This window comes from Paraglaciecola sp. 20A4 (assembly GCF_011378905.1).
In the GTDB taxonomy this organism is placed as follows: Bacteria; Pseudomonadota; Gammaproteobacteria; order Enterobacterales; family Alteromonadaceae; genus Paraglaciecola.
Genome location: NZ_WTPY01000002.1, coordinates 158292 through 183164, shown reverse-complemented (window position 1 = coordinate 183164; position 24873 = coordinate 158292). Strand labels below are relative to the sequence as shown.

The window sequence follows — 24873 nt, the reverse complement described above, 5'->3', positions numbered from 1 at the left end:
TAACTTACTCCGTCATCTCATCGGTCAGCTCTAGCTGGCCTTTGGGGATAATATTGACGGTTTCATGTAATTCGGAATACACCAGTAATGCCTCGCCTGATTTTAATTGCGCACGCACCTGTTCCACCTTATCAGCTAAGCTGCAATCAGCATCTCCGTAATCGGTTCCTTCTCGTAACACAAATCCTTCAATCAGATTACTAAGGGCATCGGTACTTATTTCACTAATAGGTATAATCATAAACTACGTTAGATTGCGCTTAGACGCGCAAAATCTCCTGAAAATATTGATTTACTCGCTCATGCATCCAAATTCTGGGTTGCCATGGCGTTCCTTGCATAAAACCAACATGACCCCCTCGGTCACTTAATTCAAGACGGACCATAGTGGCTAAGTCAGTTTTTTTTGGTAATACCGACTCACTCATAAAGGGATCATCTTTAGCATGAATAATTAAGGTTGGGGTCACAATACTGGCTAAAAAATTAATTGCACTGCACTTATCATAGTAATCGTCGGCACTAGCGAAACCATGCAAAGGAGCCGTGACATGGTCATCAAACTCTTTAAATGTCTTTATTTTTCGCGCTTTTACGTCATCAATTTCCAAATGATCGGAGTAATCGATGGTGCGCATTTTATCCACCAAATTATTTATCATACTTTTCAGAAGATAGGACTGGTACATACGCGACATGCCTTGATTGATGCTTAATGAGCATTCAGCCAATTTAAATGGCGGAGAGATAGCTATACCACCACGCAAAATCGTTTGCTCTGGGCGCTCTCCCAACAGTTTTAGCAGCATATTGGCACCTAATGAAAAGCCCATCGCCACTTTAGGTACACCGGGGTAAAGTTCTGCCAGCCAATTAAGTAAATACCAAGCATCTTGAGTTTCACCCGAGTGATATGCTCTAGGCAGAGCGTTATGCTCACCACCACAACCCCGAAAATGCATAAGAACGACAACGTACCCCTGGGCAATCAAATTGGCGGTCATATCGTTGGCATAGTGGGATTTATTTGAGCCTTCCAAACCGTGAAAAACAACCACTAATCCTTTCGACTGCTCAATATCTTGGCGTTTGCCACTCCACGCTAAATTCACAAAATCGCCATCAGGTAAAATCAAGCGTTCTTTTTGCCAGTGCACCTTTAATCTTCGCTGAAAAAAACGCGGCCAAATAGTTTGCACATGCCGATTTTTAGCCCACCAAGGTGGTATAAAAGTACTTTGTACAATTTCACCAAAGACATGATTTTCAGCAAGGGTCTGAGGGGGGGCAAGCGCATGAGAAGCGGTTAAAGACTGAGACATTGAGTAGCGTATGCATTCCAGATTGCAAAATAGTCATTCACCAGAGTATACCAACTCCCCAGCCATATGTAAGCATATGCAATTTCGCTAGGAAAGGCCGAGTTTAAGGAGATAAAAATGTGCCTACGAGCAATGTTTTAAGGTGAAAACAGGCCCAATAAACGTCAATATTCTCCTAGCCCTAAACCTCACGTAAGACTTACCCGAGCAATATGTCAGTTCTATATTAAACCGTTAAGGTCACCTTATTTAACCCCAATGGCGTATCTGGATCGCAGCCCAGCTGCAATGAAACCTCAGCGATGTCGAGATAAAAGCGCTGCATTAAGACTAAGGCAGCAATACGTGGGTGGAGCGTTTTAGGGAATTGATCAAGTCGCACCACATTAGCGCCGCGCTTAATCACGTCGACTACTTGCTGCTGATGGGCATCGATTGATTCATCAATTAGCGTTAGGCTCAATACCTTCAGTGTTTTTTGCGCTAAAGCAATTGGCCCATGCACAAACTCTGCACTGGAGAATGCTTCAGCCTGTATTGTGCACACCTCTTTTAATTTTAAGGCGACTTCTTTAGCGATGGCGTAACCAAACCCTCTGCCCAAGACAATACATTTGTCACAGCCTTTGAACATATTAGCCTCAAGCTGTGCTGGTCCATCAATGGCAATGGTAAGTGCCTGTGGGATCTGCGTAACGGCATCAATTAAATCAGGATCACCTTTGCAGTATGCCACCAACTGCAATAGAGCGCTTAAACAGGCTAGATAACTCTTGGTTGCTGCCACCGCGACTTCTTGCTGGACTCTGAGGGGAATCAACTCATCAACCAAGCTTGCTAGTGGTGAGGTTTCATCATTTACCAGCCCTAAGCATAACGCCCCCGCTTCTTTCGCCATCTGCATATGTTGCAATATGTCTGGGCTGCGACCTGACTGGGAAATGCCGATAACTAACGCATCGTGCAGTTTCAATTGTTTATTAAAAACAGTGACGACTGAGGGAGCTGCCGCAACAACAGGAATACCTAATTCAATTTCAATCAAGTACTTAGCGAATACCCCAGCGTGATCCGATGAACCTCTGGCGATGATATACACCACGCTAGGATTAAACTGACGTATTTTAACCGCTAAACGCTCACAAATTGGTTTATTCAGCGTTAACTGTTCAGCAATCAACGTAGGTGAAGCAGATGCTTCCCTTGCCATAATACTGGTCATTAATGTCTCCAAAGATGTTATTCAAGAAAAGAAGGTGGCGCTATTGGCCACCTGAAAAAATCAATGAAAGGCTAAAAAGTAAAGATCAGCTCACCGCCTTTCATCACATCTTTATGGCTAATCGTGTTCATGTTGACTGGCTTACCATTTAGCGTGGCGTGTTTGACATAAGCATCTGCTTTTTTGCCTGAAACAACCCGTTTAACAGTGAACGTTTTGTTCTCTGGCAGTTGAATATCAACTTGCTGAAATTGCGGGGTACCCAATACATATTGTCCATCGGCGGGATTTAAGGGATAAAAACCCATCGCGCTGAATACATACCAAGCAGACATTTGTCCTACATCATCGTTACCTGATAGCCCATCGGGGTTATCCCGATACATGGTGTCGCGAATTTGCTTAATACGCTGTTCACCTTTCCACTTTTGTGACGTAAGTGAATACATATAAGGCACGTGATGAACTGGCTCATTCCCATGCGCATATTGCCCAATTAAGCCTGAAATATCGGGAGAGACGTCGCCTTCCATAAAAGAGTCCATCTCGAACAAGGTATCTAATTTTGCTATAAACGGATCCTCGCCACCAAATAATGCCATTAGTCCATTAACGTCATGGGGCACAAACCACGTGTATTGCCATGCATTTGCCTCGGTGTAATCGGTTGTTCTGTGATCGACATGGGTTGGGCTAAAGTTTTTTACCCAGTCGCCAGTTACGGTTTTACCGCGCATAAAACCTGTTTGTTTATCAAACAGCGTTTTGTAGGACTCGGATCGTTGGCTGAAATATTGATAATCCGCGTCCTTATTCAGGGTTTTGGCAAGACGTGCAATCGCCCAATCGTCAAACGCATATTCCAAGGTTTTAGACACCGCTTCAACTTCTAAGTCAGACGGTACATAGCCATACTTGGCAAATAAGTCTATTCCGAAACGCTCCTGCATGGCAGAGGCTTTTAACGCTTTCAAAAGCTGCTCAGGATTAACCGTCGTCAGCCCTTTAAAGTAAGCATCAACGATAACCGGTACGGCATGATAACCAATCATTACATCCGTTTCATTGGCCATCAAATCCCAAGAAGGCAGCAAACCTGTCTCATTATAAAAAGCCATCATAGAACTGACCATGTCATCGACTCGATCACCATTAGAAATGGTCAATAGCGGATGCAATGCACGAAAGGTGTCCCATAATGAAAACAATGAATAACGTTTAAAATCGAGGCTATTGTGGGCGCTACCATCTGCGCCAAAATAACTGCCATTGACATCATTAAAAGTCTGAGGAGCTAAAAATGAATGGTACAAAGCAGTATAAAACTTACGCTTAGCTTGCTCATTGCTGTCAGTTACCTTGAATTTTCCTAACTGCTTAGCCCAAAGCATTTCTGCTTGCTGCTTAACATTGTCGAAGTCGAAATCAGGCACCTCTGACGCTAGATTCAGCTTTGCTCCATCAATACTGACATAAGAAATGCCTACTTTAGTCACCAAAGGCTGATTGGCTATATCACCAAAATTCAACACAACTTCGCTTTTCTCGGTATTAATGAACGGACCTGATTGCGCTTCACCTTCTTTATAAAACTGATAGCGAAATGGTTGATTAAATTGAGCGATAAAATACACGGGTTGAAAATCTGTCCACCCTGTTGAAATACGATAGCCCACTAAAGTGTGATCATCTAACACCCGCATAAAGGTCGCCACAGACTTATCGAAATTTTGTGCGTAGCCCAAATCTATAAGTATTTTAGCGTCTTCTTTACCTGAATAAGTGTATCGATGCACGCCACTGCGCTGAGTTGCGGTTAGTTCTGCATTGACTTTTTCTTGTGGTAACCCTACCTGGTAAAATCCTGCTGACGCAGTCTCATCAGTATGTGAATATTCACTAACCACTCGCTTTAACGCGTTGTCGCGGCGGATTTGGTAATCACCGCGGAACGGCATAACCAGCACGTCAAGTAAATCCCCCACCCCCGTGCCTGACAAATGGGTATGACTGAAGCCCAATAGCTGGTTGTCACTGTAGTTATAACCTGAGGTCCAATCCCAGCCTTTAGACGGATTATCTGGGCTTAACTGCACCATACCAAAAGGCACAACCGCACCAGGAAATGTATGACCGTGACCACCAGTACCAATAAAAGGGTCAACGTAAGCTAATGCGTTAACATCAAGTGTACTGTTAACAGACTCAAAGTTGTTGTGCTTGACCAAAGTCGCAGCACACCCCGTTAGTCCACCAAATGCGCATACCGAGAATACGCTCGCTAAAATATGTTTTTTCATACTACAACTCACTCAGGAAGTTTATCTAACCAGTTCTTTTTCAAGAGCCAGCTAGTGACTAAAATGACACCAAAGGCAGCCAGCATTGACCACCACTGCTGGATCACTAAATAAATAGGCATAACCACTAGGGCTAATTGCCAAACAATACCCACTATCACATTGACCATGTCCCGGGAAAATTCTTTGTTGGGCACAAAATCAGGATCCTGCGCTATCACTTTGTCACGAATAGGCCCCCAGCATCCCCAAGGTTTGACGGTACGGTAGAACTCACAAAGCACTTCGTCAGATTCCACAGGGGTTAACAACGTACCCACTACAGAGCCGATTAAACCGAAAAGCAACAATAGCGGGAATGCCATAAGCGGCTGAACATCAGGTAATGCAATTGGTAGCAGCAACGCCCCAATTAATCCGGCTAACATGCCCCAAAAATACCCATAGGCGTTGAATCGCCACCAATGCCATTTTAATAAATTGGCAGCCGCATACCCGCCAAACAAGGCAGCAAAAATCCATTGCATAATGGCGTTTATACTGCCCAGCATTAGGCCCAGGCCCATACCAAATAAAACCAATAACACCGAGACGATATAGCTCACACGCACATAGGTGCGACTGTCGGCGTTAGGACGAAAATAACGACGATAAATATCATTCACAAAGTAAGCAGGGGCAGCATTAACCGACGCAGCAAAGGTCGACATAAATGCGGCCAATAACCCAGCGATTAGCAGGCCTGTTAGGCCAACAGGCACAAAGTTATTGATGGCGAAAGGCAATATCTGTTCGAAATCGAATTGTTTACCTTGTGCTTGAATATCCGGCCCCATGTATACAATGGCTAAGATAGACAGCCCAGCAACCATCATGTAGCGCGGGAAAAACATAACCAAAGACACTAAACCACTCATTTTGGCGGCATCTTTAGGGCTTTTGGTGGCCAAAATACGTTGCATATCATAATTAGGAACGGGGCCCGCCATGCTTGATAGCACCCCTTTAAACAACATCATCATGATCATCAAGCCGAATAGCTCTAAACCGTCTTCTTCTACTTTCACATTGACACTATCAATCAAGCCTTGCCAATTAAGGTCTAGCTGCCAGCTAAAGAATAAATTATCCCAGCCTGCTGGTGTGGCAGCGGCTAATTGTTCAGGGGACACCATATACATCGCTATCACGCCCACCGAAATCGCCGCTATAGTCATAATGATAAATTGCAGAATTTCGGTGAATACCACGCTATACATTCCTCCCTTTACGACATAAATGGTCGTGATTGAGAAAATAATTAACGCGTAGATATCCGGGGATAATTCCCAAGGGAAAAAGATCGCGGCGAATTTTCCTATACCTTTAAAGGCGTATGCGATAAAACCGATAGCACTGACGAGCGCAAAGACCACCACCACCATTTGGCTCATTTCTGCGCCTTTGCCTGTGCCAAATCGGGTCTCCATCCACTGCGCTCCGGTCATAACATTTGAACGACGCAGCCACACTGATAGGTAAATCATTAAAAATATTTGATTAAATATCGGCCAAATCCAAGGTAACCAAGCACTTTTTAAACCGTATACGAAGCACATGGATACCAGCCACATAGTGCCAGCAATATCGAACATGCCCGACGCATTTGACACCCCAAGCGCCCACCAGGGGATGGTTTTGCCCCCTAAAAAATAGGAATCCATGTCCCGGCTTGCACGCTTAGAGATATATAAACCAATCATCAATACCGCCACCAAGTAGGCCATGATGACAACAATATCTATCCAACTTAAATTCATTACTTTATTCCAACCCTGTGAGGAGTCTGAGCATATTGATGATCAAAGCTGTCAATTAACGAACTCCAACTCAGGCGATCTGCTAATGCGTTAATATCTTTGTGACTCATACCGGGTAAAGACAGACTAATAGTCTTTGGTAGCGAGGGTATGAGATCAAAGAAATTATCGCTAAAATTGCCATCATGCCCACTAACACTGACATACATTTGACGGACAAAGGTATCGGTCTCAAATGTTACCGTTAGCTGCTCGTTAGCTATTATCGTTGTGCACGCAATATTGGCTGACTGCAAAGCCAAGGCTTTATTGGCCACCAAAAAGTGTGAGTTTTGCGCGAGTATTTGTGCACTTTTGACATCAACGAGACTCGCTACTATTACTGAATTATCTCGCTGTTCCTGTGAGATAATGTTGGCTAATTCAAGGCTGAAGATCTCTTCAGAGCTATTGGCTGGCACAATGACACTTTGCTTATGTGACCACAAAATATCGCCTGTAAATTGATAAATAGTAACCTGCAATGTAGCTGGAAATGTCGTTAGATCGTCAGACACCAGTGTCACATCTAAGCGGTTGTCACTTTGTTCTATGACTAATAACTGCTGAGCAAAACTACGCTTAGCTTGATAATGTAGAGCTTTCCAATGGCCGTAATAATCAATACCCGACCAAGAGGCCGCAGGCCAAGTGTCATTTAGCTGCCAGTACAAGGTACCCATGCAAAATGGCATTGCTTTTCGGTGAGCTTCAAAGGCCATTTTTAAACCTAATGCCTGTTGTACTTGGCTCAAATAGAGTAACTGCTCGAAATCTTTTGGCGGATGAAACTCTTCATCCATATAGCTGCGTATTAACTTATTACCGCGAGGATGTTTTTGATGCACCTGCATTACGGCTGAGTCTAGTTCTCGATCCTCAGGCCGCGTGAAACGATAAGTTGATTCGGCAATAGGAAATGATTGAAAACCATATTCACTCATAAAGCGCGGAATACGTTTTTTATATTCGGTGAACGGCTCTTCACCATGCCAAACTCCCCAATAATGATGATTTGCCTTATTGTCTTCATCATTTTCCCAAAAGCCAATGGGTGAAGAGCGTAAATAAAAACGTTGGCTATCAAGGGTTTTTATAACATTAGGCAAGCAATCATCAAACAGTCTCATATAGTCCTGTTTTAAGCGCGAATAGAGTTCATCTGAATAGGCAAATTTTTCAGCCCACTGCCATTTTTCAATGGCCATATCCACTTCGTTATTACCACACCACATCGCGATACAAGGATGATTACGCAGTCGTTTAACATTGTATTGTGCTTCTTGTCTGACATTCGATAGAAACTCTTCGTCGCCAGGATACAAGGTGCAAGCAAACATAAAGTCTTGCCAAATCAAGATGCCATTGCGATCAGCTAACTCATAAAAGGTATCATCTTGATAAATACCGCCGCCCCAAACCCGCAGCATATTCATGTTGCCAGCAACTACAGCATCAAAAACCTGTTGGTGGCGCGCATCACTTACCCTGTGAATAAAGCTATCATCAGGAATATAGTTAGCGCCTTTCATAAACACAGGATGACCGTTGACTTTAAAATAAAACGACTCCCCCATTTCATCAGCTTGGTTAACTACTTCAATTTCTCGCAAACCCACGGCTAATGTATGACTCGCAAGTACCTGTGTACCTTTGACTAATGCGAAGTTGAAGTCATATAGAAAAGCGTCTCCCAATCCGTTTGGCCACCAGCGCTTAGGATCCGCTAAGGTGAGATTGACAGAAACATGTTGGCTCGTGAATGAGGTCGAAAAAACCACCTTTTGCATTTGATTCAATTGTGGTGCTTGTTCACATGTGAGCTGTAGCTCACCGTCAAAATCAGCCAATGCGGCGATATCCAACTCGAAACTAAAATCAGCACGTTTTGACGTTAGTCTGTGTTGAATAAAGTGCACGTCTTTGATTTCTGCACCATCGATAAATGACAAATAGATATCGCGCCAAATGCCAGAGGTCACAAATTTTGGCCCCCAATCCCAACCAAAATGGCACGGCGCCTTACGACAGAAAACACTGAGCTTCTCGTCGCTCTTGTCGTTCTCCGCTGGATAGGTAAAACCGTTTGCAACAAATTGAGGATACACTTCATTCATGGGAGAACGGAAGTGGATAGTCAACTCATTCTCACCCACAACAAGTAAGTCCTTGCAGCTAAGATGCTGACCCACAAACATATTTTTTCCGCTGGCCAAGTGTTGACCATTAAGATAAATATCGCAGAACGTGTCCAATCCCAATGCAACCAGTTTGGCCTCGCTGTGCGCCAAATCGGCAGCGGAAACCGTAAATGAGCGACGATAATGCCAATCTTCTTTCTCTATCCACTGTAAATGTGACTCGTTGTCTCGCTCAAACGGATCATCTATCAATTTATGGGTGAGAAGATCAGTAAAATTACAGCCAGGAACCTCAGCACTTCGCCAATCTTGCTTGTCAGCTTGGCAAAATTGCCATGTTCCATTTAGCGTTAATGTCTTCATTTGTGCCTTATTTTCGTTGTTAATCATAAAAACCAATGGGTGAAATGGGCGGAATATCTAACGTGGGCGCGCCCAATGAAAAATGGCCCACGAGAAAGATGTCAAATATTAAGTCGGGACTATGTGTCATTCACCCCTTGATAGAGTTCTTTAACTCGATCTTTATGCACCAGGCCATGACAGATTGCGAAGGAGTATGCGTGGAAGGAGTAATATGACGAGCGAGCAATTTGAGCAGAAATCTGGCGCGCGCTGGATGACGTTATTCCACCGCCAATAACAATTTCAATATTACCATTGGCAATTTGCAGGTAATGTTCCAATCGATCAATATGTTGCACCGCTTTATCGCTGCTTCCCCAAGCGACCCCAGACGTCAGAATTCGTTTAACCCCCAAGTCAATTAAAGTCGTAATGGCTTGTTCTGGCTCCACCAGTGCATCAAAAGCACGATGAAACGTCACCATTAAATTCGATTTTTCAGCGAGAGCTAGCAGCGACTTCAAATTGAATATATCGAGGGTATTATGTTGCGTGAGCGTGCCAAGTACTACGCCATGCATACCCGCTTGGGCGGCTAGACGAATGTCACGTTGCATGTATTTTATATCACTTGCGTCATAACAAAAGTCCCCTCCGCGAGGGCGTATCATCGATAACAGCTGTTGGTCTTTTTGCGCTGCAGCTTTAGCCGTTACCATTGCATTAAAGCTAGGCGTTAATCCCTCTTGCGCCATATGACTACAAAGCTCAACTCGAGTGGCACCTCCGGCATATGCGGCCTTAACTTGCTTAGCAACATCGTCAGGGTGATCGCATGCTAAGCAAATCTCTATATCAATCATCACTTAATCGCCAATTGACCCACGTAGACTGCCACATCATCAACAGAAATATCCTTTGAAAAAAGCACACCGATTTGCACTAAATGCTGCTTTGATATGTTTTTCAATGCTATGGAATAGCGCTGCCAACCACGGCCTTTATCCGTTGATTGATAATTATTGAGCAAGTAAGCATGGCGCTTGCCATCGGCAGTTTGAATATAAAAAGACATGCCAACAGTGCTGCCTTTGACAGTCAGGCTTACTTCGTTTTCAGCGCCAACAAGCATATTGGTTTGATATAACGGGATCTGGGTTTCTTGATTAGTTAGCGTTCCTTTAAATGCTAAAGAACTTCCTCCAGAAAACACCTGTTCGAAGTTGTATTCCACCGACATTGACGCATTACCATACACAGCAAACTGCCAGGTGGGTAATAGGTCTTGCTTGCTCATATCAGTCCAGCCATTTAAGACCTTTTGACCATTTTCAATTAACATCTGGCCTTGGCCTGTATTAAAATTCGTCACAAACGGCAAAGCAGCAATCGTCGTTTTAGCGGGTAAATAACGGCCTATTCCTGGCCAGGTATTTTTGTCGTTCGTTGCCAAATTCAAATCGTCACCAACAAATAAACGCTGCTCGGTTTGATAAAAACTAAGGTAGTCATTAGGGTCGTCTTTAAAGTGGCTAAAGATGGGAGTGTGGGTTTCACCACTAAAATTGAAATTAAAATTTGGAGCAAATAAAGCAATAGAGGTCAGACCTTGGCTCGAATCAGGATCAAATAAGTCGTGCAACCATTGGGTTTTGCTAAACGCGCGCTGAGCATTGCGACTTGGCCATAGATCAACGCCAAAGTACAACTCATAACCTGAACGGCCTAATTGTTGAGCCAGCGCTACGGAACGCTCAACCATAGGTTTGTTCCACCAATAGTTCATAAACATAGCGTCGGCACTCGCTACACCTTGTTGTAAAAATGCTTGGTTTTTGGCATTCAGTTGATTTTGCCAACGTACTTGACCATTTTCGAGCATGGAGTCATACCAATGGATCTCCATTGTTTGAGGTGCGATGGCCGTCAAATACTGCATAAACGCTAGCATCTTCTTCGCTAAGGCCTTTCCGCGCTTAGTGTCTGTCTCACCTTCGACTAATTCATTGCTTGCGTCTTTAACGGCAGTTAAGTTGGTCTCTTGATTCATCAGCCAACCATCAAATCCATAGTACTGGGCAATATCGACCAGTCGGTGCGCCATAATGAAACGGCCATTTTCGTCTTGTTTAAGTAACGCTTCGGCGGTATCGGGACTGCCGCCGTATTTAGCAATAGCTAAGAAAATTGAGCCAATCACCTTTACGCCGTTTTTATGAGCGATATCTACCCATGGTCGGGCCGGTATTTGCACCACGTGATCAGCCGTGCCCGCGAACCAATTCAATACATCGATTTGTGACCAATGAGTAAAATTGTATAAATTAAATTTATCTTGAGAAGTCAGATAATTCGCGAAATTGTTCATACCATCAGGGGCGTACAATATTTTAACCCGTGTATCCAAATCTGCCCGAGCATCATCGAGCTGTGCAGGGTAGCGACGAGCCAAAGGCTCACTAGAGACGTTGTCCAGTGACGTGAACTCGCCATCAGCTCGCCAGTTCATGACTTGATCTAAGGTTAATGCAAAAGGCGCTTGATTAGCTTTGATGTGCAGCTCTGCCCCATGGGTAAAACTGACACAAAGAAGGAAGAGTACACCCACCAGCCTAGTTATCATTTAGACGCTCCCAGTAGATTCTCACCATCAAACAGGTGCTCACCGCTGATGTCTCTGACGGCATAGTTAAACCCCGGCTGTATACAGTAAGCGCCGTATTCCCCCGCTTTATTTAACGCGAGGAAGCCTACTTGAAATTCAGCAAAGTCATCCAGTCGAGTGGCTATCCTTTGAACTGCTTTTTGACATGCCTCTTGTGGTGATGCCCCTTGGCGCATAAGTTCGACCACAAGGTGACAACCAACCGTTTTCATCATTAGCTCGCCCATTCCGGTTGCCGTAGCTGCGCCAACTTCATTATCAACATACAGCCCAGCACCAATAATTGGCGAGTCCCCCACTCGACCTGGTAATTTGAAAGCGGCGCCACTAGTAGTACATGCACCACTCAAATTACCAGCATCATCAAGCGCCAACATACCTATCGTGTCGTGGTTTTCTATGTTGATTTGTTTTTTCTGTTGACCTAACTTTTTCCATTCTGACCAGTCCTTTTTGGACTGATCAGTTAATAAGTTTTCTGATGTGAAGCCTTGCTCTAAGGCAAACTTTTTTGCACCGCTGCCAACTAACATAACGTGCGGTGTCTCTTCCATCACTTTGCGCGCAACTGAAATGGGATGCTTAATATCTTGCAAATAAGCTACTGCGCCACAGTTCATATTTTCATCCATGATGCAGGCATCTAATGTGACATTACCGTCACTATCAGGATACCCTCCTAAGCCAACGGTTCTTACATCAGGATCGGCTTCTGGCACGCGAACACCTTTTTCTACCGCATCTAACGCGCGACCATGATTATTGAGTACCTGCCATGCAACTGCATTCGCCGCTAAACCATGCTCCCATGTAGAAACCACAATAGGTTTATTCGGTTTCTTTGCCGCCATCACGGACTTGCTCACGCCCGTTAATGCTCCAACAACACTACTTAAAAATGAAAACTTTAAAAAACCTCTGCGTGTGGCCGTCATATTTATTCTCTTTATCTTACTGATGGGGTTATTTAAGGGCTTACGAATTGTCGAGATTTTTCTTTGCCAGTAGCATTGCACCAAACTCGGCAGATGCCTTTCCTGCGACAAGGCAGCTACTACAACGAGTATTTAATCGGCTGTGCAATCTCTGTGCGACACTGCCGACCAAAACTACTTCACTTATACCTAACTTGTTGAGCTGCAAAATCACCCGCTGTAAGAACTCGGTGGCTTGTTCAAGTATAGCTTTAGCAACAAGATCGCCTTGGCTCGCATGTTCGAATACCAGCGGCGAGAACGAGGCAAATTCAGTAGAGGTAGCATGATTTAAACGTGTTGCTAGCGAGAGAATATCCTCTTGCTCGGTCATGGCTGTCAGCATGCTAGTAGGTGTTCCGATATCATCATGGGCGAGTAGAGACGCCTCAACCGCTTGCAAACCTAGCCATGAGCCACTACCTTGGGCGTTAATCGGGAAACCGTATCCGCCAATAGGATGCATAACACCTTTAACCACACCCAACGCGCTAAAGCCAGTTCCCAGAATAATGACGCCTCCATCTTCTCCTTGATGCATTCCCGTCACTGCTGCATGCAAGTCGGTGGTACAAAAAAGTGATTTAAAAGGGTGTTGCCATTGTTTCATCGCCTCTTGCTGGCTTGGTAAGTGCAGGCCAGCAATTCCGGCACCTAAGTGCAATTGGTCGAGACTCACATTGATAAGATGCGCATTGAACAAGGCGTTCTCTGCAGCTTGGACAATCGAAGCTTGCGCTAGATGTAGCCCATTGACTGGATTACCTGGTCCACCAGCACCTTCTCCTATTAACACATTGTTATGGTCATATAAGGCGGCCCGTGTTTGCGTTCCGCCTGCATCTATTCCGAGGTAAAATTGCTCATGCATATTGATTCGTTTTTGTCTTAGTGGTTTTCAAATAAAGAAAAAAGAAGAAAGCCCACCAAGATGAATAGTGGACTTTAAACTCATGTTTTACTTATTCGCTTGGACCTATCAATTCAATTTCCGCAAGTTGCATTAAATTGCTGTCACCTTTGTTTTTGGTGATATTGATTCGATAGCTAGTGTAAGCAAAACCATTTCTCATTTCGAAAAGCTTACGCTCAAATCGGTTGTCAAAGCTTTCACCAATCCACGACTCCACTTCTTCCCATGTGGCCCCACCATCGTTTGAACCCAAGACTGTGAAATTTTCAGGATCACGTTCTGGTGAATCATTGGCACTGGTGATGGAGATACTGTTCACGATGCGCGGCGCAACGAAGTCAAGTTGAACCCATGATGGTTCTTCAACACTAGGTACGCCACCGTTGTCTAACCACTTGGTACTTGTTAAGTCGTCAAAGGCCATGGTTTCAGCTTCATTATCACTGATACGTGCTCGGCCAGTAATAGTAGTGCCTGGCGTAGATGAAATATCAACAGAAGCGACTTGTGGACCAATCAGCTCAATTTCGGCAATTTGCATCAAGGTATTATCACCTTTGTTTTTGGTGATATTAAAACGGTAGAAGCTAAATCCAACGTCATTGGAGAAAGCGTATTGCTTACGTTCGAAACGCTCGTCGAAGCTCTCACCCAACCAACTGGCTAACTCAACCCAGTTTTCATTGTCATTTGATGCCCAGACTGCGAAGTTTTCAGGATCACGTTCTGGTGCGTCATTCGCGCTTGTCAGTGCAAGCGTATTTACCGCAGCAGCTTCAGGTAACGCAACCACAACCCAAGACGGCTCTTCAACCGAAGGCACACCACCGTTGTCTAACCACTTGGTCTGGGTGTCTTTATCAAAGGCCATTGAACCTGCTTCGCCATCACTAATACGCGCTCGCTCAGTATATGTGACGCCTGCCCCGTGACTATGTTGAACACTAGCCGCTTCAGGCCCAATAAGTTCAATTTCAGACAACTGCATTAAGCTGGTATCGCCTTTATTTTTACTAATATTTAGTCGGTAGCTACTATAAGCCAAGGTATTATTAGCAATGAATAGTTTGCGCTCGAAACGTTCGTCAAATGACTCACCCAACCAGTCACCGATAGTCGTCCATGTCGCTCCACCATCGTTCGAACCAACAAGGCTAAAGTTTTCAGGATCCCGCTCTGGCGCATCATTGGCGCTGGTGATTGCCAATACGTTGACCGCAACGGATTCAGGGAAATCAGCTCTTACCCAAGAAGGTTCTTCAACACTGGGCACGCCACCATTATCTAACCACTTGCTTTGCCCGTCATTGTCAAACGCCATCGTTTCGGCTTCGCCGTCACTAATACGCGCGCGACCAGTGATGGTGGCCACGCCTACCGGATCAGTGTGATCTGTACTTGTGTAAATTGGGCCAACTAACTGGATTTCAGCAAGTTGCATTAAGCTCGTATCGCCTTTGTTTTTAGTGATATTCAAACGATAGAATGAATACGCTAGGCCGTTCGAGAATGAAAATTCTTTACGTTCAAAACGTTCATCAAAAGATTCCCCTAAGAAGCTAGCGAGTGTTACCCAGGTTTCACCGTCATTTGACCCCAATAAGTCAAAGTTCTCTGGGTCCCGCTCAGGTGCATCATTGGCGCTGGTGATAAAAACACTGCTAACTGCATGAGCTTCAGAAAATTCAATTTGTACCCAAGAAGGTTCTTCTGCACTGGGTACTCCCCCGTTGTCTAACCATTTAGTTTGCGTGTCTTTATCAAACGCCATGGTTTCAGCTTCACCGTCACTGATACGTGCGCGACCAGTGATCGTTGCTCCGGCGAGGTTATCAGCTGTGGTTACTTCTTGAACTGGGCCACTATTTTCATCATCCAGAGCAAAAGATAAACCGACATCGATCACACTTTCAGCAGATATACCCAATTCAGAGAGAAACGGTACTGCACTAACGGATGCAAGTAAGCGTTCTCTAATAGGTATAAGTGCGGTCGTATCGCCTTCTATCGCCGTTGTAATGGCAGTATTAACCGCATCAAAACGCGCATTAAAGCTCTCGTCTTGTGCAACGTTAGCAAATGCAGCATTGGCTAACGATAGTGTAATAACCGCTGGTGCAGCGAGTACGTCGCTACACTCTTCTTGTGAAACTTCGTTGCCCTGTGCATCAGTTGAAATAACGGTGGAGCAATCTTCACCTATAACAAAGTTTTCGTAAGATTCTGCACTGACAAGTGCCGTTTCAAACACGTTAACACCGGGAGCAGAAATACCCAATGCCCGTAGTGCTAAGTCAGAAGCTGTTACGGCTTGTAAATCAAACAACACTTTTAGGGTAATATTGGCACCGTTCGCAACTGCGTTTTCCACTAATGGTGTAGCGATAGTCGTAAGGACATTCGCTTGCAAAGGTAGGTTACTGCTGGACGCTTGAGATCCGTAAGGTACATTGACGAAAGACAATGATTTAAGCACAGTACCGGTTAATGGCTCACCGCTTAATTCTTGCCCCATATCAACACCAGCGCAATCAATGGCATCGCATATCATGCTAGTTGTATCGGTAGCGGTAACAGTCACTTTAAATGGACTATTGATACCGAAACCAAGAGCGCTTTGCACAACCAAGTTAACATTTCCTGATGCATCCGTTAGTTCACCGCTAGTGATATTAATGGGCGAATCATTCATTTGTTCAACGCTAATTTGCGCGCTGTCTAAACTACCTTTAACCGCGCTACCAGTAAGGGTAGCAGAGGTAGTAATACGTGTATCAACGGCATCACTTGGATTGGGATCATCTGCCCCGCCGCCACAACCATATAGGGTGCTCATTGCCATCAGCATGGCCACTGTGGTTTTATTCATTTTGAGCTTTTTCATTATTATTCCTCTATTCAATCTGTCTTTTTACGTTCCATTTAATCGACTTAAATAAGCCGATTTGGCACTCTAAAATCTGTAGTTGATCCCAGCAAAGAATCGACGACCGCTGTACGAATTGGTTAAGAAACGAGTTTTGGTGTCATCTCCTAAATGGACGTAGTCTTCAGACTTTGTCAGATTGATAACCGATGCGCTCAAAGTAATATCTTCATTGATGCTGTAGCTTGCGTTTACGTCAATTTGGTCGTAGGTATCGCTATAGCGATTAATATCCCAATCTTCTGCTAACACACCGATAGTTGGGCCTCGGCGGTTATAGGAAACACGAACGCTATAATCATTATTTTCATAAAATCCTGAAAAATTGCCTTGGTATTTAGAACTACCAGTCAGCGGTGATTCACCAACAATACGTCCATCTGTCTCGACTGTGGCGGCACTGGTAATGTTGCGTGTATAGTTACCCGATACACCAAAGCCATTATCAAAGAAATGTTGGAATGAGAATTCAACGCCTTTTGATTCAGCATCGGTACCATTTGCAGCTGTGTCGAAGTCGCGCACTAAAATATCACCACCGACATTGACTGTGCCTCCTCCTGATTCAACCAATGTAAAAGTTTGATCCGGTACACTGGTGTTCACGTCAAGCACAAATGGCACAACAAAGTTATCGATTTTTTTCAAGAATACCGCCAGGCTCACACCTGAGCCTTCGCCGTAGTAATACTCAAGAGATAGGTCATATTGCACTGATTCGAGCGGGCGCAAAGATGAGTTACCACCTCCTCCGGTCCAACCTTCGCCATCGCGCTGAGGATCATAGTCTGGGCGGTCACTGGAGTCGGCTTCCCATTCGCTTGAGTTATAGGTAAGTGTTTGGAACTGGCCTAAATCAGCATAATCCGGGCGGGATAGGGCTTTGGCAGCGGCGCCGCGCAGTACCCAATCGTCGTTAATATCCCAAGCAATGTTAAAGCTCGGTAATACATGGCTGTAAGAATTTTCTTTTGGATTGACGATAACATCACGGACTATCCCATTGATTTGGGCAACATCTTCACCGTCCAAATTCACGCGATCCAAACGGTATTCCAAACGATCACTGGCGGTGTTTGTATTGACGGTATCAATAAAGCGCAAACCAAAGTTACCGCGGAAATTTTCCCAACGGTAGTCAGCTTGTACGTAAGCGACTTTGACCTCTTCTTCAACTTCATAAACAAAGTCTGGTTCAAAGCGAGTATAACGTTGGAAATTATTTTCCAACTCGTTTTGGTATTTATTCCAATTTACCACAGGGAAAAGATTGGTATTTATTGAGCCGCCAAGGTTACCTAACGGTTGATCAGCGATAACCGTAGTTAAGAGTGGAATTCCACCATTGCGTGAATAGTCATCATCTAGGGTGATCCCTCCAGGACGCGCTTCTCCCGCAGCAACATCAAAATCCTTGTCTAGGTAATAAGTATTTCGGGTATCACGATGAATAGAGCCTTTGCGATACTTCATACCAAAACGCAATGTTTCTACTATGCCCCAATCAACAAACCAATCAGTATCGATTTGCGCATAATCCTCTTCTTGTGTACCACCAACAAAACTTGAATCTGTAGCACCTATATCCGCTTGACCACCTTCACCGGCTTTTAAGCGGTTAAACATTTCTGGGTCGATATTGGTCACTAGATTTTCATTCTCGAAACGCCAGCCCCAATAATCTGCGGTACTACCAGAATAGTAAGCTGCACGATATTTCTCGCTAGGGCCGCCTTCAGCTTCTGTATGACCGGCAACGAATTTCACATTAAATTCACTGCCTTCGTATTCCATAAAGAAATCAAACGTATCAGAGGTAGACTCTTCAACTACGTATTCACCATTCATACGAGGAATTTGCGTGTCCAGCGCTTCACCTGAAACACCTCTGGCGTAATCGATACCGGTTACGTACTGTGCCTCAGCATCAACGTACACGTCGGTCATAAATTGGTTAGTATCGTGCCATTCTGGATATTCGAGTTGGTGTAAAACGGAATCTAATCCGAGTTTAAATTGAAAATAATTGAAACCGATTTCTAAATTGTCGGTAGGGCGCCACTGGGCAGTAAACTGAACGCCGGTGCGTTGACGATCTTCTTCTAATACCTCTTGAACTAAACTTTGCCTTGCATAACCTTGTGCACCACCTTCTATTTCTTGACCATTTCTGCGCTCGGTGTAGAGAAAATTTTGATTAATAATATTAACGCGAGAAGTTTGGGTACGGTTGGTTCGATCCTGTTGGGTAAAACCCACCAAGAAACCAAAATCTTCATCATCGGTTTTCCATGAGTAAATACCGCTTAACTGAGGCTCGTATTTATCAGTAATATCAGCATAGGTATATTCAAGACTGACAACACCAGAATTTTTTTCCATATCCAGTGGTTTACGGCTATGCACAATAACCGTACCGCCAATGCCTCCTTCGTCTAAACGTGCTTCAGACGATTTAAAAAGCTCAACTTTGCCGACCAGATTAGAGGGAAGTAATTCATATGAAAATGAACGGGACGGATTGCCTGAAGATGCCGCAATGAAGTTACCGTTTAGCTGGGTAAACGTAAGGCTAGGGGACAAACCACGAATACTAACACTTGAGCCCTCACCGCCATTACGTTGAATAACGACACCAGGCACACGCTGCAATGAATCAGCAACGTTTTTGTCTGGAAACTTACCAATATCTTCTGCAGTAATGGCATCAACTACGGCATTCGAAAGTCGCTTAATAGCTAAGTTTTCTGCTGCTGATGCACGAATACCACGAACCTGAATCACTTCAGTTTCGTCTACACTTGCACTGGAGTTATCATCTGCTTGTTGCGCAAAGGCATGCGAGGGCATGAGGCCCAAAGCACACACAACGGCTAAGCTCAGCATGGATTTACCAAATATTTTGTCACTGGTGTTGTTCATATGTGTTTCCCTAATCGCCATCGGATAGTACCGCTTTAACTAAATGTAACCGTGAACATGCGCCGCGGTTTACTTCAGTAACTGCTTATTTTTTCTTTGTTTTACGTTGTATACAGGTCATTTAATTGGAAGTTTTCTATCCAATAAAATGTAATCGATTACAATTTGCAGGAAAAATATAGTTCGACGCACTCCACATGTCAACAACACAAGACAAAAAACATACAAAAAATTAACATTGATTCACTAAAAAGATATTTAGCCAACTGCGTAAACAGGCAGAATATCAGCTCTAGACGGGAGCAGGGCCGCTGCTTTTACGTTCAAGTAACTGAAAAGGAAGCATTTCACTGCTACGGGTAAGGGGAACGGTATTAATAAGATCGCTCAGCAGCTCCATACCTCGACGTCCCATCTCATAGGCGGGTTGATCGATAGTTGTTAATGGAGGGTTTAAAAATGCAGAGACTTTGACATTGTCAAAACCAACCACCGAAATATCATCGGGAATTTTTAACCCCTGACGATGAATTTCATGCATTGCGCCAATGGCGATATCATCATTAAAGCAAATAACAGCCGTTGGCCGTTGGGTTTTTTCTAATAATTGACGCATACCTTCTATGCCATTCTCAATGCTGTAACTTTCGCCAACAATCATATTTTCATCAAAAACGATTTCTTCTTCAGCCAAAACACTGCGCAGCCCAGAGAGGCGATCCTTATGTATCTGGCTGACCACTTGGCCCACAATAACAGCAAATTTCCTATGCCCGTAACTCACCAAATGATGAGCTAATGAGCGGCTAGCAGCGTAATTATCGAGAGACACTACTGGGTATTTTTTTTCGGCATGGATACGCTCACACACACTGACCATAGGGATCGTTTCGGCCAATTTAGCGTCATCATCAGAAAATGGGAAGGAGTGATCAAGTTGAATTAGGCCGTCGGCTCGATTGGTCAACACCATAGACGCGTAGTCACTTTCGCGCTTACTGTCTCCTTGGGTGTCACATAAAAGCACAGTAAACCCCCGCTCTTGAGCGGCTTGCTCTATGCCACCGATGATGCGCATGAAAAATGGATTGACCAAATTCGGTACTAAAACAACGATAGTGTTTGTGCGCCCAGTCTTAACACTGGTCGCTAGCCAACTGGGTCGGTATCCCGCTTCTCGCACAGCTTGCATCACTTTTTCTCTTGTGCGTGCTGTGACCATATCTGGCATTTTAAGGGTCCGTGACACCGTTGCGGTTGATACCCCAGCCAGTTCACTTACTTTTTTTATATTCGTCATCTACGTCTTCACTTCCATGAACTAGGCCGACCATAACCGCAGTTATTTTATCTCACCGTTATAAGAACCGTCTTATTCAATCTACACTCAAGAATAAGTCAATGATATCAGTAAATCGTCAAAACAATTAATTGTAATCGATGACAAATATATCAATATTTAAACATAAAGTGCGAATTTAAGGGGTAATTAGCGCTTTTATTGGACTTTTTGCTAGACCATCAAATTGTAATCGATTACAATTTAACAATGCGTTAACTTTTAACTTGAACTCTACGTTCACAACAAAATGAAATTTAAACTTCAATGGTGGCTACGAAGTGCCAGAGAAAATTTACTTTTGTAGGTATAAATAAATGAATTATAAGAATATATTTTTTATTCCCATGATGCTGCTGTTAGCATCCTGCGGTTCGACACATGAAAACACCGATACGGTTAATAACCCAGCTAAAACTGACTTAGTGGCGTATGTTAATCCGCTTATGGGCACAGATTCAAAGTTTAGCTTATCAAATGGCAATACTTATCCCGCTATTGCTACGCCATGGGCAATGAATTTCTGGACACCGATGACGGCTCCTATTGGTGATGGATGGACCTACAAATACGACGACGACCAAATACGCGGCATTAAGCAAACTCACCAACCTAGTCCTTGGTTAAATGACTATGGGGCGTTTTCATTGATGGCGGTGACCGGTGAGATGAAGTTCAACCAAGATGACAGAGCATCATGGTTTTCACATAAAGCTGAACAGGCTAGCCCAGATTACTATAGCGTATATCTTGCCTCTTATGACGTTACCGCAGAAATCACCCCGACCGAACGCGCGGCACAATTTCGTTTTACGTTTCCGGATACAGACAACGCTTACATTATTTTAGATGCATTCGATAAAGGCTCCATGGTTAAAATTCTGCCTGAGCAACGTAAAATAATTGGTTACGCACGCAATAATCACGGTGGCGTACCTGATAATTTTCATAACTATTTTGTCGCCGAGTTTGATAAAGACTTCGAAATTAGTCGTACATGGACTGATGAATATCAACTTAATGGTGATGCTATAAGTAGTCAGGGCGAACACGTAGGAGCGGTCATCGGTTTCAAGACGACACGCGGTGAACAAGTATCTGTAAAGATTGCTTCGTCTTTTATTAGTCCCGAGCAAGCGCAGTTGAATTTAGATCGAGAAATTGGTCAGGACGACTTCGAAACTACCCGTCAAAAGGCGCATCAGCACTGGCAAACAGAGCTGTCTCGTATCGAAATAGAAGATAATAATACTGATAACTTACGCACGTTTTATTCAGCCCTTTATCGCGTGTTGTTATTCCCGCGAAAATTCTACGAGTATAACGAGGCTAATGAAGTAGTTCATTACAGCCCATACAATGGTCAAGTGCTACCAGGATACATGTTCACAGACAATGGTTTCTGGGACACTTTTCGGGCTGTTTTCCCATTTTTTACTTTGATGTATCCAGAGCTAGACGCACAAATTATGGAAGGCCTAGCTAACACCTATAAAGAATCAGGCTGGCTTCCTGAGTGGGCAAGCCCGGGGCATCGGGGTGTAATGATTGGCTCAAACTCTGCCGTTAACATTGCAGATGCTTATCTAAAAGGTATTACCGATATTGATATCGATACGCTTTATGAAGCAATCATAAAAAATGCTCAAGTAGAAGAAGGACGCCCTGTCAGTTCAGTCGGTAGAGAAGGGGTTAATTATTACAACGAGTTAGGCTATGTACCATATGACGTAGGTATTCACGAGAATGCTGCGCGCACATTGGAATACGCTTTCGCAGACTTTAATGTTTACCGTTTAGCTGAGCGCTTAGGCAAAACGGACGACGCGGCTAAATTCAAACAAAAAGCCCTAAATTATCAACATCTTTTCGACAAAAAAAGTGGCTGGATGCGCGGCAAAAATGAAGACGGCAGTTTTCAAAGTCCTTTTAACCCATTGAAGTGGGGCGACGCATTTACTGAAGGCAATAGCCTTCACTATACTTGGTCGGTTTTTCACGATATTGCTGGTTTAAAGGGTTTGATGGGCGGCGATCAAGCATTTGTAGACAAACTAGACAGCGTGTTCAGTATGCCGCCTGATTTTGATGATTCTTATTATGGCTTTACGATCCACGAAATTCGCGAAATGCAAATTGTTAATATGGGTAACTACGCCCATGGCAATCAACCTATTCAACATATGAGTTATTTATACAACTACGCAGGGCAGCCTTGGAAAACCCAGTTCCATGTGCGCGATATTATGGAGAAACTTTATTCAGCAACGCCTGATGGGTATTGCGGAGACGAAGATAACGGCCAAACCTCGGCTTGGTATGTATTCAGTGCGCTTGGGTTTTATCCTGTTACCCCTGGCAGTGATGAGTACATTTTAGGTAGCCCTCTTTTTGATAAAGCGACATTGCACTTACAAAATGGTGAGCGCTTTACTATCAACGCCAAACACAACAGTGCCAAAAATATCTATGTACAAGACGCGACCCTCAACGGCAAAGCGTTCAATAAAACCTTCTTGTCTCATCAACAGCTTATAGAGGGTGGTGAAATCTCTTTCGACATGACAAACAAGCCAAATAAAGTTTGGGCCACTAGCAAAGACGCAGTGCCTTATTCAATGTCAACGGCAGACTAAGCAATTCATTAATTAACGTGCCAGCACCTCTGGCACCTTTAAAGAGTAAATAATTATGGCTGGACCGATTACACAATCATCCGTAACCCTAAGTGAGCCAGTAAAAAATAGTCATTTTGCTTTTGCAGCAATGACCACGTTGTTTTTTATTTGGGGTTTTATTACGGCACTAAACGACATTTTAATTCCGCATTTAAAAGCCGCGTTTGATCTTAACTATACCCAAGCTATGTTGGTTCAGTTTTGCTTTTTCGGAGCATATTTTATCGTATCCCCTTTTGCTGGGAAGCTTATCGAAAAAATAGGCTACATACGCGGTATTATCACTGGCTTGATAACCATCGCTGTAGGTTGCGGTATGTTTTACCCTGCAGCAGAGGTTGAAGTATATGCCGTTTTTCTACTGGGACTTTTCATCCTTGCTAGCGGTGTGACTATCTTGCAAGTATCCGCCAATCCGTATGTCGCTGCTTTAGGCCCAGAAAGCACAGCGACTAGCCGTCTCAGTCTGGCTCAGGCAATCAACTCTGTAGGCCATACCCTTGGCCCCATGTTTGGTGCAGCATTAATTTTCGCCACAATAGGCGTAGCTTCTGAAGACGTAGAAATAAACGCCAAAGCGGTGCAGTTTCCATACTTATTACTGGCAGGCGTGATGGTTGCAACGGCTATTGGGTTTAAGTTTTTGAAATTACCCACTATTCAATCTGAAGAAAGCGATCATGCTGTTAAAAGTACAGACTCTATATGGTCCCATAAGGCATTGATCTTTGGCACAATCGCCATCTTCTTTTATGTTGGTGCCGAAGTCAGTATTGGTAGTTTTTTAGTGAATTATTTGTCACAGCCTGAGATAGGTGGGCTAAACGAGCGTCAAGCCAGTCAGATGGTATCTTACTACTGGGGTGCCGCGATGATTGGTCGTTTTGTAGGTGCCGCTTTGACCCGCGTTATTGCGCCAATATATGTTTTAGCATTCAATTCTGCCATTGCCATTGTCTTGCTATTTACCACCATGAATACTCAAGGCGATATCGCCATGTGGTCGGTAATCTCAATTGGCTTCTTTAACTCGATTATGTTTCCTACCATATTCACATTAGCGATTCGCGGACTCGGCCCTCTTACTGGTCGTGGCTCAGGCTTATTATGTCAAGCCATAGTAGGCGGCGCGATTTTACCTCTTATCCAAGGTTATGTAGCGGATATCACAAACGTGCAATTAAGCTTTATTGTGCCTGTGATGGCGTACGTTTATATCGCATGGTATGCATTGGTCGGTTCGAAACTGAAAAGCAGACCCGCCATTACCCCTAATTAAACTGAGTCA

General features: G+C 44.0%; 15 protein-coding genes. 2 read left to right on the top strand and 13 right to left on the bottom strand.

Going from position 1 to position 24873, the window contains the following annotated elements; translation table 11 throughout:
• Nucleotides 1-4: 4 nt before the first annotated feature.
• The 13 genes from GQS54_RS03265 to GQS54_RS03205 form a co-directional block, all read right to left on the bottom strand.
• Nucleotides 5-241, bottom strand: coding sequence for a YheU family protein (locus GQS54_RS03265; RefSeq protein ID WP_166422575.1), 237 nt, complete (start codon nt 239-241; stop codon nt 5-7).
• Between the two features lie 19 nt (nt 242-260).
• The gene (locus GQS54_RS03260; protein ID WP_166422574.1) at nt 261-1322 is read right to left on the bottom strand and encodes a hydrolase; all 1062 of its coding nucleotides are present in this window, start codon (nt 1320-1322) and stop codon (nt 261-263) included.
• Nucleotides 1323-1548: 226 nt separating this feature from the next.
• Nucleotides 1549-2544, bottom strand: coding sequence for an SIS domain-containing protein (locus GQS54_RS03255; protein ID WP_166422573.1), 996 nt, complete (start codon nt 2542-2544; stop codon nt 1549-1551).
• A 71-nt stretch (nt 2545-2615) separates the two neighbouring features.
• On the bottom strand, nt 2616-4844 hold the full coding sequence (locus GQS54_RS03250; protein ID WP_166422572.1) for a GH92 family glycosyl hydrolase: 2229 nt from the start codon (nt 4842-4844) through the stop codon (nt 2616-2618).
• An 8-nt stretch (nt 4845-4852) separates the two neighbouring features.
• Nucleotides 4853-6643, bottom strand: coding sequence for a sodium:solute symporter family protein (locus GQS54_RS03245; protein ID WP_166422571.1), 1791 nt, complete (start codon nt 6641-6643; stop codon nt 4853-4855).
• Nucleotides 6643-9213, bottom strand: coding sequence for a glycoside hydrolase family 2 protein (locus GQS54_RS03240; protein ID WP_166422570.1), 2571 nt, complete (start codon nt 9211-9213; stop codon nt 6643-6645). Before GQS54_RS03240 ends, GQS54_RS03245 begins: the two co-directional genes overlap by 1 nt.
• Before the next feature lie 92 nt (nt 9214-9305).
• Nucleotides 9306-10031 carry a copper homeostasis protein CutC gene (locus tag GQS54_RS03235; protein ID WP_166422803.1) on the bottom strand — a complete coding sequence of 242 codons (726 nt, stop codon included), beginning with the start codon at nt 10029-10031 and terminating at the stop codon, nt 9306-9308.
• Nucleotides 10031-11791: an endo-beta-N-acetylglucosaminidase gene (locus GQS54_RS03230; protein ID WP_166422569.1), complete on the bottom strand. Its 1761-nt coding sequence runs from the start codon at nt 11789-11791 to the stop codon at nt 10031-10033. The genes GQS54_RS03235 and GQS54_RS03230 overlap by 1 nt, the downstream gene beginning before the upstream one ends.
• Nucleotides 11788-12768, bottom strand: a complete 981-nt coding sequence (locus tag GQS54_RS03225) for a N(4)-(beta-N-acetylglucosaminyl)-L-asparaginase (protein ID WP_166422568.1) — start codon at nt 12766-12768, stop codon at nt 11788-11790. Before GQS54_RS03225 ends, GQS54_RS03230 begins: the two co-directional genes overlap by 4 nt.
• A gap of 40 nt (nt 12769-12808) precedes the next feature.
• Nucleotides 12809-13678: a BadF/BadG/BcrA/BcrD ATPase family protein gene (locus GQS54_RS03220; protein ID WP_166422567.1), complete on the bottom strand. Its 870-nt coding sequence runs from the start codon at nt 13676-13678 to the stop codon at nt 12809-12811.
• A gap of 91 nt (nt 13679-13769) precedes the next feature.
• Nucleotides 13770-16604, bottom strand: a complete 2835-nt coding sequence (locus tag GQS54_RS03215; RefSeq protein WP_166422566.1) for a discoidin domain-containing protein — start codon at nt 16602-16604, stop codon at nt 13770-13772.
• 69 nt (nt 16605-16673) lie between these two features.
• Nucleotides 16674-19568, bottom strand: coding sequence for a TonB-dependent receptor (locus tag GQS54_RS03210; protein WP_166422565.1), 2895 nt, complete (start codon nt 19566-19568; stop codon nt 16674-16676).
• A 292-nt stretch (nt 19569-19860) separates the two neighbouring features.
• Complete coding sequence (locus tag GQS54_RS03205) at nt 19861-20868, bottom strand: LacI family DNA-binding transcriptional regulator (RefSeq protein WP_166422564.1); 1008 nt, start codon at nt 20866-20868, stop codon at nt 19861-19863.
• A gap of 356 nt (nt 20869-21224) precedes the next feature.
• Between GQS54_RS03205 and GQS54_RS03200 the strand changes: the two genes are divergently transcribed.
• Nucleotides 21225-23543: a GH92 family glycosyl hydrolase gene (locus GQS54_RS03200; RefSeq protein WP_166422563.1), complete on the top strand. Its 2319-nt coding sequence runs from the start codon at nt 21225-21227 to the stop codon at nt 23541-23543.
• 55 nt (nt 23544-23598) lie between these two features.
• Entirely contained in the window at nt 23599-24864 is a 1266-nt protein-coding gene (locus GQS54_RS03195) for a sugar MFS transporter (RefSeq protein ID WP_166422562.1), read from the top strand.
• Nucleotides 24865-24873 lie beyond the last annotated feature (9 nt).

What these genes read in the sequence shown, in the direction of transcription:
- GQS54_RS03265 (WP_166422575.1), bottom strand. Translation starts at nt 241, where the DNA reads ATGATTATACCTATTAGTGAAATAAGTACCGATGCCCTTAGTAATCTG.
- GQS54_RS03260 (WP_166422574.1), bottom strand. Translation starts at nt 1,322, where the DNA reads ATGTCTCAGTCTTTAACCGCTTCTCATGCGCTTGCCCCCCCTCAGACC.
- GQS54_RS03255 (WP_166422573.1), bottom strand. Translation starts at nt 2,544, where the DNA reads ATGACCAGTATTATGGCAAGGGAAGCATCTGCTTCACCTACGTTGATT.
- GQS54_RS03250 (WP_166422572.1), bottom strand. Translation starts at nt 4,844, where the DNA reads ATGAAAAAACATATTTTAGCGAGCGTATTCTCGGTATGCGCATTTGGT.
- GQS54_RS03245 (WP_166422571.1), bottom strand. Translation starts at nt 6,643, where the DNA reads ATGAATTTAAGTTGGATAGATATTGTTGTCATCATGGCCTACTTGGTG.
- GQS54_RS03240 (WP_166422570.1), bottom strand. Translation starts at nt 9,213, where the DNA reads ATGATTAACAACGAAAATAAGGCACAAATGAAGACATTAACGCTAAAT.
- GQS54_RS03235 (WP_166422803.1), bottom strand. Translation starts at nt 10,031, where the DNA reads ATGATTGATATAGAGATTTGCTTAGCATGCGATCACCCTGACGATGTT.
- GQS54_RS03230 (WP_166422569.1), bottom strand. Translation starts at nt 11,791, where the DNA reads ATGATAACTAGGCTGGTGGGTGTACTCTTCCTTCTTTGTGTCAGTTTT.
- GQS54_RS03225 (WP_166422568.1), bottom strand. Translation starts at nt 12,768, where the DNA reads ATGACGGCCACACGCAGAGGTTTTTTAAAGTTTTCATTTTTAAGTAGT.
- GQS54_RS03220 (WP_166422567.1), bottom strand. Translation starts at nt 13,678, where the DNA reads ATGCATGAGCAATTTTACCTCGGAATAGATGCAGGCGGAACGCAAACA.
- GQS54_RS03215 (WP_166422566.1), bottom strand. Translation starts at nt 16,604, where the DNA reads ATGAAAAAGCTCAAAATGAATAAAACCACAGTGGCCATGCTGATGGCA.
- GQS54_RS03210 (WP_166422565.1), bottom strand. Translation starts at nt 19,568, where the DNA reads ATGAACAACACCAGTGACAAAATATTTGGTAAATCCATGCTGAGCTTA.
- GQS54_RS03205 (WP_166422564.1), bottom strand. Translation starts at nt 20,868, where the DNA reads ATGACGAATATAAAAAAAGTAAGTGAACTGGCTGGGGTATCAACCGCA.
- GQS54_RS03200 (WP_166422563.1), top strand. Translation starts at nt 21,225, where the DNA reads ATGAATTATAAGAATATATTTTTTATTCCCATGATGCTGCTGTTAGCA.
- GQS54_RS03195 (WP_166422562.1), top strand. Translation starts at nt 23,599, where the DNA reads ATGGCTGGACCGATTACACAATCATCCGTAACCCTAAGTGAGCCAGTA.